At 50.3% G+C, this 10,369-nt stretch carries 8 protein-coding genes and 1 tRNA gene; 6 read left to right on the top strand and 3 right to left on the bottom strand.

Translation table 11 applies throughout. The annotated features are described in order from the left end of the window. The first annotated feature begins 6 nt into the window (after positions 1-6). From JW814_10015 to cdaA, 6 genes are all read left to right on the top strand, one after another. Positions 7-83: transfer RNA gene (locus tag JW814_10015), tRNA-Met, on the top strand. Between the two features lie 39 nt (positions 84-122). Then, positions 123-1,511, top strand: coding sequence for a tRNA lysidine(34) synthetase TilS (gene tilS, locus JW814_10020; GenBank protein MBN2071780.1), 1,389 nt, complete (start codon positions 123-125; stop codon positions 1,509-1,511). 75 nt (positions 1,512-1,586) lie between these two features. Further along, positions 1,587-2,144, top strand: a complete 558-nt coding sequence (gene hpt, locus JW814_10025; GenBank protein MBN2071781.1) for a hypoxanthine phosphoribosyltransferase — start codon at positions 1,587-1,589, stop codon at positions 2,142-2,144. 264 nt (positions 2,145-2,408) lie between these two features. Next, on the top strand, positions 2,409-4,382 hold the full coding sequence (ftsH, locus tag JW814_10030) for an ATP-dependent zinc metalloprotease FtsH (protein MBN2071782.1): 1,974 nt from the start codon (positions 2,409-2,411) through the stop codon (positions 4,380-4,382). Between the two features lie 9 nt (positions 4,383-4,391). Continuing rightward, positions 4,392-5,606, top strand: coding sequence for a dihydropteroate synthase (gene folP / locus JW814_10035; protein MBN2071783.1), 1,215 nt, complete (start codon positions 4,392-4,394; stop codon positions 5,604-5,606). Then, positions 5,603-6,379, top strand: coding sequence for a diadenylate cyclase CdaA (gene cdaA, locus JW814_10040; GenBank protein ID MBN2071784.1), 777 nt, complete (start codon positions 5,603-5,605; stop codon positions 6,377-6,379). Before folP ends, cdaA begins: the two co-directional genes overlap by 4 nt. A 390-nt stretch (positions 6,380-6,769) precedes the next feature. Here the strand turns inward: cdaA and JW814_10045 are convergent, their stop codons facing one another. The 3 genes from JW814_10045 to JW814_10055 are packed head-to-tail and all read right to left on the bottom strand — an operon-like array spanning position 6,770 to position 10,365. Next, entirely contained in the window at positions 6,770-8,308 is a 1,539-nt protein-coding gene (locus JW814_10045; GenBank protein ID MBN2071785.1) for a response regulator, read from the bottom strand. A 14-nt stretch (positions 8,309-8,322) separates the two neighbouring features. Further along, on the bottom strand, positions 8,323-10,113 hold the full coding sequence (locus JW814_10050; GenBank protein ID MBN2071786.1) for an HD domain-containing protein: 1,791 nt from the start codon (positions 10,111-10,113) through the stop codon (positions 8,323-8,325). Positions 10,114-10,125: 12 nt separating this feature from the next. Beyond that, on the bottom strand, positions 10,126-10,365 hold the full coding sequence (locus JW814_10055; protein MBN2071787.1) for a helix-turn-helix domain-containing protein: 240 nt from the start codon (positions 10,363-10,365) through the stop codon (positions 10,126-10,128). Positions 10,366-10,369 lie beyond the last annotated feature (4 nt).

Below are 10,369 nucleotides of genomic sequence, written 5' to 3' on the forward strand. Positions count from 1 at the left end.
GAGTGTGGCGGTGTAGCTCAGTTGGTTAGAGCAGCGGAATCATAATCCGCGTGTCCGGGGTTCAAATCCCTGCACCGCCACCAGATAAATGCCGTTATAATCTCCTTTAAAACGACATACCTATGGATTGCATCGAACAAACCAGGCTCTGGATCGACAGCCATGCCCTCATAATGCCGGGGTCAAGGATCATCGCCGCTGTCTCGGGAGGCCCCGACTCGATGGCCATGCTGACGATCCTCTCCTGCCTGTCGGAAGAAACAGGATTCACCCTGGCCGCCGCCTGTTTCGACCATCGTATCCGCGACAAGGGAGAACGCGAAAAAATGCTGGTCCTCAGGTACTGCGAAAAGCTCGGCATCGAAACCATGACCGGTTCAGGCGACGTACCCCTTATGGCCAGGCGGTCAAAAACAGGAATGGAAGAGACAGCGCGCAATATGAGATATGATTTCCTGGAAACAGAAGCGCGACGATGGCGGGCTGATTCGGTAGCACTTGGTCACAACCGGGATGATCAGGCAGAGACGATCCTTCATCATATCATAAGGGGTTCGGGCTGGAAGGGACTTTCCGGAATGCCGGTAAGACGAGGGATATTCATCAGGCCGGTCCTCTCGTCGAGCAGGGCCGAACTGAGAGAGTTCCTCGGGGAAAAAGGGATCAGATACGCGATTGACAAGAGCAACAGGGACAATACAATACTCAGAAACCGTATCCGCAACAGGCTTCTTCCGATGATCAGGCGCGATTTCAATCCATCGATCGACGACGCCCTGATAAGGACCGGAGAAAATATCGCCGAAGGTTGGAAACTCCTTGACGATCAGCTTGGATCCCTTCATCTCATCGAGGATTCTGGCGACATCATTGTCAAAGTCGGGGATGTCATGGAGCTGAGCGGTTTTCAGATCTACCTGCATCTGGACCGTATACTGAGGACGAGATTCGGCATCTACCGCGATATTGAAAAGATCCATTTCGACGCGGCGAAGAGACTCATACAGTCTGGCAGATCGGGCAGCATGATCCAGCTTCCTCATGGACTTGAGATCTGGAAAGAACATGACAGTATAAGGATCAGGTCCATCTTGGCCGGTATCGGGGATAAAACGATAGAACCGTCGGTCATACCATCCCCGGGGAGCTACGATCTGCCGTCATGGGATCTGACTCTGACGATCGAACGGCGTGGACCAGCGAAGGAACCCCGAGACTACGATCATCCGGGAGAGGAATTTGCCGGTATCGAGTTTCCCGTCATCATCAGGGCGAGGAGCCGGGGTGACAGGATTATCCCGGCGGGAATGAAGGGAAGAAAAAAACTGAGCGATATCTTCATCGACAAAAAAATACCGCTTAAAAAGCGCGGACTGATCCCCGTTTTCGAGGATAAAAAAGGGATCTTCTGGGTTCCGGGAATAGTCGCCGCCGAAAGGACAAAGGTGAAGGATCCATCGGAAGGGACTGTTATCATTACCCTTAAAGATCCAGGAGGCGTGAAAATTTAAGTCTTTCCTCAAGCATTCAATTATGCTACTCTCCCGTGAGGAAATTTAAAAGATAGAACGGACATTGATCAGAAAATGACTGAATACAAGACGATATTTTCCGCCGAGGAGATCGAAAAAAGAGTCTGTGAACTGGCCGGAGAGATATCAAACGACTATACGGATGGCAAGCCGGTTTTCATAACGCTCCTTAAAGGAGCTTTTATTTTTATGGCGGACCTCGTCCGCCATCTTACGATTCCCCATGAGATCGATTTCGTCTCACTCTCATCCTACCGCAACGGCGCCAAAAGAAGTAATGTGATCGAGGTAGTAAACCATATAAGAGCAGATCTGAGAGACCGGGATGTCATCATCATTGACGAAATAGTCGATTCAGGTCACACGCTTTCCCTTCTTTTAAGGACGATAGGCGAGAAGAGGACGAAAAGCTTGAGAGTCTGCACTCTTCTCGACAAACCGTCTGCCAGAAAGACGGATGTCCCGGTTCATTACAGCGGATTCAAGATCCCGGACATCTTCGTGGTCGGATATGGCCTCGATTACATGGAGATGCACAGGAACCTGCCATTCATTGCGGAACTGACACCACAACTAAAAGAACTGGCAATAACCGCCGATAACCGACAGTAGTGACTGGTAGCGTACAGTGGGCACTCCAGGCCCCTTTCACCTGCGGGAAAGGCCTCTCTGTGGCAAGATCAGCTAAACAGTGTAGACAAACTCCCCGTTTTTCATTATCTTGCAGGATATGTCGAAGTATCTTTATCAAGGATGTTGAATAATAAAATGGATGAAAAAGGAAAAAACAAAAATATCCCTCCACAAAAAAGGTGGGTACCGCCGGGATCTGCTCCCGGGAACCAGAAACCGTCGAAATCGATGGCGCTGTGGGTAATGGTCGTAATTCTCTTTTTCCTTGCCTATCTCCTTTACAATTCGTCGCGGGAGAAGGAATGGCCTATCACATATACCCAGTTCATTACTGAAGTCAACAACGGTAACGTGGCAAGCGTAATGATCAAGGGGCTGGAGGTCCATGGTTCCCTGAATTCTCCGATAAGCATCCCAACGGGAGGGGAAGGAACGGTTATAAGCAGTTTCAAGGTGATCCTTCCATCTGAGGACAAGGACCTTCCCGAAAAGATTTGGGCCGTCAACCCCGACACGAAGATCGAAGCCGAATACCCCGGCAGCAGCATATGGGTAAAAGCGCTTGCCACGGCTCTGCCGCTTATCGCGCTTCTAGTGCTGTGGGTCTTCTTGATGCGCCAGATGCAGTCGGGTGGCAACAAAGCCTTCTCCTTCGGCAAAAGCAAAGCCAAATTAATGAACACCAATCTGTCAAAAGTCACTTTTGCCGACGTCGCCGGAGCGGATGAAGCTAAAACAGAGCTCAAGGAAGTTATAGAATTCCTTGGTGATCCGAAAAAATTCCAGAGGCTTGGCGGGCACATCCCCAAGGGAGTGATCCTTCTTGGAGCTCCCGGCACGGGAAAGACCCTCCTGGCGAGAGCGGTCGCCGGTGAAGCGAACGTTCCCTTCTTCAGCATGAGCGGATCAGATTTCGTTGAGATGTTTGTGGGAGTCGGCGCAAGCCGAGTAAGGGATCTTTTCGATAAAGGCAAAAAACACGCCCCATGCATTCTTTTTATTGACGAGCTTGACGCTGTCGGCAGGCACAGGGGCGCCGGACTTGGCGGCGGACACGACGAAAGAGAACAGACCCTTAACCAGTTGCTCGTCGAGATGGATGGATTCGAAACGAACGAAGGGGTCATTCTCATCGCGGCCACCAACAGGCCGGATGTCCTTGATCCCGCACTCTTGAGGCCGGGGCGGTTCGATCGCCGGGTAATAGTCGATATGCCTGATATGCGTGGACGGTTGGGCATACTCAAGGTCCACGTTCGAAAAGTACCTGTCGCCGACGATGTCGACCTGGAGATCCTCGCCAGGGGCACACCGGGAATGTCGGGAGCCGATATCGCCAATATGGTGAACGAAGCCGCTCTTCTCGCGGCAAAAGAGAACAAAGACAAGGTCTATATGGACGACTTCGAACAGGCAAAAGACAAGGTATTCCTGGGTCCGGAACGAAAGAGCAGAGTGATCAAGGAAGACACCAGAAGAATGACTGCCTACCATGAAGCTGGCCATGTCATAGTGGGATCATATCTCGAAGAGACTGATCCGCTTCACAAGGTCACTATCATACCAAGAAGATTCACGGGAGGCGTAACATTCTTTCTCCCTGACGACGACCGTATGCACTACCAGTCGCGCGAATACCTGCTCGATCAGATCACCATGTCGATGGGTGGAAGAGTCGCCGAAGAGGTCGTAATACACAGGGTCGGTTCGGGAGCCCAGGCCGATATAAAGACTGCCACGTCGATCGCTCATAAAATGGTGACCAGGTGGGGAATGAGCGAAAAACTCGGACCGATCGCCTACGGCACTCATGAGGACCAGATATTCCTTGGAAAGGAATTGATGACGCGCAAGGATTTCAGCGAAGAGACAGCCAGGGAGATCGATCAAGAGATAAAGGCGATCATCACGGAATGCCATAAAAAGGCGACGAAAATCATAAAGGAACACGAAGACGACCTGCACAGGGTGGCCGAAGCGCTCCTGGAGCGAGAATCTCTCGACGCCGAAGATATCAAGATCCTTTTGAACAAAGGGACTCTTCCCCCGATGAGGAAGAAACCCATTGCCAATAGTATGGACGATGAGGACGGAAATAAAGAGACGCTCCCGGAAACACGGCCTGAAGCGGGTGGAGAGTCAGATAGTTCCGACCTGGAAGATGATGTCGATGAAATCACCGGTACCGACGAGGATCCGGAGAACAAGAAGCGGTAAGATATTCGGATGCGTTATAATCTACGTCTGGTCTCCACGGGAAACAGGGAAACGCTTGGCCGTCGTCTGGCCAATGCCGGCGTGACATCGAGCGGCATAGAGATAATGGCCGACAAGACGCAAGTATTCGCCCTGCGCGTCGATGGCGTCAGGGCCGAAGCGGCCAATATCATAAAACAGCAACTCCTGTCGATCGGCGGCGATGCTGCCGTCCACCGGGACGTCATCTCGGGAAGACCCGAATCTTCGACGGTCTACCTGATCGCCGATCCGGCGAGATTCATAAGATTCGCTGACAAACTGGAAGGACAGCCTTTCAGTCTGGACGAACTTGGCGAGGAAGTAAGACGCCTTGTCGCTCTGAAAAAATCTCCCCCCCGGCAGATCCGCATCCCTTCCGGTACTATCGATCTTCTCAACGGACCTGTCATCATGGGAGTCCTCAATCTGACCCCCGACAGTTTCAGCGACGGAGGGTTATATACAGATCCGGAAGCCGCCATGGAGAGGGCTTTGATGATGATCGAAGAAGGAGCGTCGATCATCGATATAGGCGGAGAGTCTACCCGGCCCGGGGCCACTGAACTCGACCCTTCGGAGGAACTATCCAGGGTGATCCCGGTCCTCCGGAGGATTTCGAAGAAGGTATCCGTGCCGATATCGGTCGATACCCGGAAAGCCTCCGTGGCCGAGGCGGCGATGGACGCCGGCGCGTCTATAATAAACGATATAAGCGCCCTGCGGCATGACGGGGAAATGATCCGGTTAGCTGTACGGACCCGGGCAGCAGTCGTCGCGATGCATATGCGCGGGACTCCGGCGACGATGCAGAACAAACCCGAGTATTCCGATCCCGTTCAAGAAATAATAAGGTATCTCGACGAAAGGACGGGAGACCTCATATCTGCCGGGATCGAAAAAGAAAAAATAATCATTGACCCGGGAATAGGTTTCGGGAAAAGATTGGAAGACAATCTCGATATCATCGATCAGGCCGGTGATTTTCATACTCTGGGATTTCCTGTTCTCATAGGATATTCGAGAAAATCGTTTTTAGGGGCGATCACGGGACAGCCGGAAAATAAAAGGATCGAAGGAGGATTGGCCGTTCTGGGCAAATCTCTCGCTGCCGGCATACAGATCATCAGGACACACGATGTGAGGGAGACAACAGATTTCATCAGGGTATGGAAAGCTATCACTCGGAAGGATGACGCAAGTTGAACCCGTTTCATTTCAACCTGACAATAGACGTTCTTGATATTATCATAGTCGCGTTCCTGTTCTACAGGCTCTTTCTTCTGTTCAGGGGATCGAGGGCGACACAGATGTTCATTGGCCTCTTTCTGCTCATAATCCTCTCCTTTGTCGCCCAGTGGCTGAACCTGAACGCCCTGAACTGGATATTAAGCAGCCTGAAGACAGTATGGGTGATCGCATTTGTCATCCTATTCCAACCGGAACTCAGAAAAGCCCTTACGCAACTCGGACAAAACCGTATCCTTGGAATATTTTTCAGAGTCGAGGAGTCCGGCACGGTCAGCGAGATCGTAAAGGCCTGCAGCCAGCTCACCCAGAAAGGACTTGGAGCGATAATCGTCATGGAACAGGATGTGGGTCTGAGGAACTATATTGAAACGGGGACAGCCCTCGATTCGAGGGTCTCAGCGGAGCTGCTCGTAACAGTATTCACTCCGCCCGGTCCACTCCATGACGGAGCTGTCATCATCGAGAAGAACCGCATAGTGGCCGCGGGATGCATTCTCCCACTCTCGCAGAATCCCCGACTGACCAAATCCCTTGGAACAAGGCATAGAGCCGGCCTGGGTCTTTCCGAAGAGACCGACGCGATCACTATCATTGTCAGCGAAGAGACGAGCATGATATCTATCGCGAGAGGCGGCAAGCTCAAGCGCAAACTGGACATTAACGCTCTTCGCAACGAGCTGGTCGAAAAGATCAGCGTCAAACAGAAAGAACCTCTCACCGAGTCATGACCCTGGCAGACCAGCAACCGGACTTTGATCTCTTCCTTTTTTAGAAAAAAGAATGTCGACCCCTGCCACACCTCACTGCCACATCACCGGGGCCGACACTCCCCGATATTCGACGCCGCGTCTGAAAATCCCGGGCTTTTCAGACTGCAGCTCCTCTGATGAAGAATTGCAGCAATCGAAGTGCCCGACAGATTCGACAACCAGATTAATCATATTCCATTCAAAGATAACCGGTTAAGTAAGTCTATCGGGATCTGGATCGACGCGCGGGTACCCGCTCCCTGTCCACACGATTTACAGCAAAATGTTTGTGGATCTGCAAAGGATTAAAAAATAAAAGGATACTATTGTTTTGAAAAAGAAAGACTCGATTGACGGCGGAATTGTTTTTTACTCTTTTATGATCCCTTTCTCGTAAAGTCTGACAAGGTTTTCGACAATATTCTGATCAAACTTGTGGCTCTGCTTCCTGAGCTGCTTGAAAGCCTCGGGGAAGCTGAACGCTTCCCGATAGGGCCGGGTAGTAGTCATCGCGTCGAAGCTGTCCGCTACTGCGACTATCCTGGCTCCGGTCGATATCTCATCCCCCTTCAGTCCGTCAGGATAGCCTTTTCCATCGAGACGCTCGTGATGATGTCTGACGAGGTCTGTGGCAGATTCAAGAAATTTCAGATTCTTGATTATATTGGCGCCGACTTCCGGATGGCTTCTTACAATAAGCCATTCTTTTTCAGTAAGTTCTCCGGGTTTGTTGAGAATATTCTCATAGACGCCGAGTTTTCCGATATCATGAAGAGCGGCTCCAAAGCTGACGATATCCTTCTGTTCCTTGTCCATCCCCATCTCGTCGGCGATAAGGCGCGCGTACCTGGCAACCCTGTCTGTATGCCCCCTCGTATACGAATCTTTCGCCTCGATCGTCGAGACAAGGACCTTGATCGTCGAGAGGTAGGTATTCTGAAGTTCAGTAAAAAGTCTTGAATTCTGTAGCCCTGTAGTAGCCGAATTGCAGATCGATTTGAATATCTCAAAATCAGCGTTGGTGTACTGCTGTTTGTTTATTTTTCCTCCAATGAAGAATATGCCGATAAGCTGATTCTTTATGATCAGAGGGAAACAATATTCAAATCCGAGGTCCTTCATGAACACCGCTTCAAGTGCGGCGTCTTCGGGAAGTCCCTCCGCCTTTAGCTGTAAGACATCGGGGTTATCCGTCATGTACTTCGCCAGCCCGGTCCCCCTGAAAAGCCTTACCGTTTTCAGGACGCCGTCACGCACTCTCTTGCCACCCGCGAAAGCGAGGAAATTGTCAGACTCGTTCTCCACGTGGAAGAGGCTTAACGATTCGACTCCAAGTTGACCAATGATCGTCAGGAAAAAAACATGGTAAAGTTCCTCAGGATCCTGGAGCCTGTTAAGATCCTGGCTCAGATCGAAGAGAGTGCGCATATCGAGGATTATTTTCTTAAGTTTCCTGTTTACCCGTTTATAATCCTCCTGCCCTTTCTGAAGCTCGTCTTCGAGGATCTCCTTCTGCTCCCTGAGGTTTTTTCTTCCATCCGCCTGTTCTAGGAAGTTGCCGATTTTCGCCAGCACTTCCTGTACTGAAAAAGGTTTCTTGATATAATCCTGGGCCCCTGATTTGAATCCTTCCAGCATCGTTTCTGAAATCGAGTTGCCCGAAATCATTATCACGGGGACATCACTGTGGACGTCCCTCGCCCTTATCTCGTCGCAAACGGTGAATCCGTCCTTGCGCGGAAGATTCACATCAAGGATTACCAGGTCAGGATGATAGCGGTCGTATTTCATCAGAGCCTCATCGCCATCATGGGCAGAACGAGTGACATACCCTTCATTGTTGAGGGTCTCTGAAATGATCTCGACGACATTGGGATCATCGTCGACAACGAGAATACTTTTACTCAAGACCTATACATCCTTTAGCTGACTATAGACGCGGGTTTGACGGATCGGGCGATCTCTTTACCCATTATCTTCACGAATCGCTTCACTATCTCCCTGTCGTAGCGCAACCCATAGTTTTCTTTCAGAGTCTGAAGCGCTTCCTTCTCGGATAACGCGGGTCTGTTCGGCCGTTCGTGGATCATGGCCGAGTAACTTTCAACCACGGAGATGATTCTGGCGCCGAGCGGGATCTCTTTCCCTCTCAGACCTCTTGGGTACCCTTCTCCATTGAACCGTTCGTGATGGCTTGTCACTATATCGACAACGTGATCGTTGAATTTCATCCTTCTCAGCATATCGGCACCGTCTTCGGGATGCCGGTTTATCACATTCCACTCTTCACGGGTCAATTCCCTGGGGCTTCTTACTATCAGTTCACTCACCTTTATCATCCCCATATCCCTGAGAACGGTCCCGTAGATCAAATCGTTGAAATGCTCCTCAGGGTAGCCGATATCCTTGGCCACCATACCAACATACCTTGATACAAATTCCGATGTTCCCTTGAGAAGAGTGTTCTCCTCTATCAGAGAGATGAGAGTCTTGACGATACCGAGGGTGCGTTCATGTTCGCGTTCATACATAGTAGCATTCTCAAACGCTCCCTGAGCGATGTTTATAAGGATCTTCATGAACTCAAAATCTTCCTCCTGCATCCCGCGACCGGTTATCCGCTTGCCCAGGAAGATGAGTCCGGCGATCCTGTTCTCCACTATAAAGGGGTAAAAATATTCAAGCCCCGCGCCTTTAAGAAACCGGCATATCTCATCGTTGAAAGAATCTGAATCAATCACTATCAGATCGTTATTTCCCGTGATCCTTTTAGTCTCCGGGTTAGAAAGATTGAAAGCCTTTAAAGCTTTTTCCCCCACCCCCTTAAACATCACCGGCGCAAAGAGATTACCTGATTTCTCAAAGAATACCGCCGATTCGACGCCTCCCTGCGCGATCGACGTCAAGAGAAAGATATCCATCAATCTTCTCTTATCCCTTATCGAGTTAAAATCGGTGCTTATAGAGAATAAAGTTTTAAGTTCGAGTATAGTCCTCTTGAGTTTTCTGGTGAGACCGTTCGCGTCGAGACACCCGTCGCTACCGGTATTTTCCATCCTGTTGAAAGGTGAAACTGGATCATCGATCCAGTCGGGTGGAGAATCTTTCCTTTCACTCTCGAATATCTCCGAAAGGATGTTGCCGTCCCCGTCTTCTATTTCAGGCTCAGCCTGTGTATCACCGTCATAAGGCATCATTATCACGGTCGAAGACCCCGAAGCATTTTCCCCCGAAGATTCCATCTCCATGCCAGGTTCGACAGTCGATCCTGGAACCGAATCATCATCTTCATCGCTCTGTGGAGGCTGGTCGACCTCTTCTTCTCCGGCGCCGCCCTGATCCTCCATATAGGAATGTCCCGGGGCAGCGCTCATCGCGCTATCGAACGTATCGTAAACATCGATCTGAACATCATCATCCCTTAAAAAATCCAGAATAACATCGTTTGTTATGACAAACTTTACTTTTCCGCCAAGTTCATTTACCGTATTGATAAATTTCCTGAAGATCCTGGCTACACCACCACCCAGGGAAGAGAGCTCCGAAAAATCAAAGATGATCTTCTTATATTCTCTTTTCAGACATTCATCGAGAAGATGCTCGACTTTGCTGTTTTCATGAAATCCCAGTTTCCCGGAGATCCTGAACGCAGCAGTATCGGAGATCTGCGTCTCTATCCTCTCGAATTGTGTTTTTTTCATCGATCCGTTCATGCCTGGATTTTCCTACTCCACCGTACTGGTGACCTCTTCCTGGGAAAGCCATCTGTCAAGCACACTTCGAAGAAAACGCCACTCGCTTCCTACCTTCTTGGCCGGGATCTTCTTTTCTTTCGCCAGGCGGCATACCGTCTTGACATGCATCTTCAGGTACTCTGCCGCCTCGACCGAAGTCATAACTTCACTGATGTCGTCATGCCCACCGATGATGATACTGCCGTAATCGTGCTGCTGTTGTTTCACCATGACA

This window comes from Candidatus Krumholzibacteriota bacterium (assembly GCA_016932415.1).
In the GTDB taxonomy this organism is placed as follows: Bacteria; Krumholzibacteriota; Krumholzibacteriia; order Krumholzibacteriales; family Krumholzibacteriaceae; genus Krumholzibacterium.

What these genes read in the sequence shown, in the direction of transcription:
- tilS (MBN2071780.1), top strand. Translation starts at nt 123, where the DNA reads ATGGATTGCATCGAACAAACCAGGCTCTGGATCGACAGCCATGCCCTC.
- hpt (MBN2071781.1), top strand. Translation starts at nt 1,587, where the DNA reads ATGACTGAATACAAGACGATATTTTCCGCCGAGGAGATCGAAAAAAGA.
- ftsH (MBN2071782.1), top strand. Translation starts at nt 2,409, where the DNA reads ATGGTCGTAATTCTCTTTTTCCTTGCCTATCTCCTTTACAATTCGTCG.
- folP (MBN2071783.1), top strand. Translation starts at nt 4,392, where the DNA reads ATGCGTTATAATCTACGTCTGGTCTCCACGGGAAACAGGGAAACGCTT.
- JW814_10050 (MBN2071786.1), bottom strand. Translation starts at nt 10,113, where the DNA reads ATGAACGGATCGATGAAAAAAACACAATTCGAGAGGATAGAGACGCAG.
- JW814_10055 (MBN2071787.1), bottom strand. Translation starts at nt 10,365, where the DNA reads ATGGTGAAACAACAGCAGCACGATTACGGCAGTATCATCATCGGTGGG.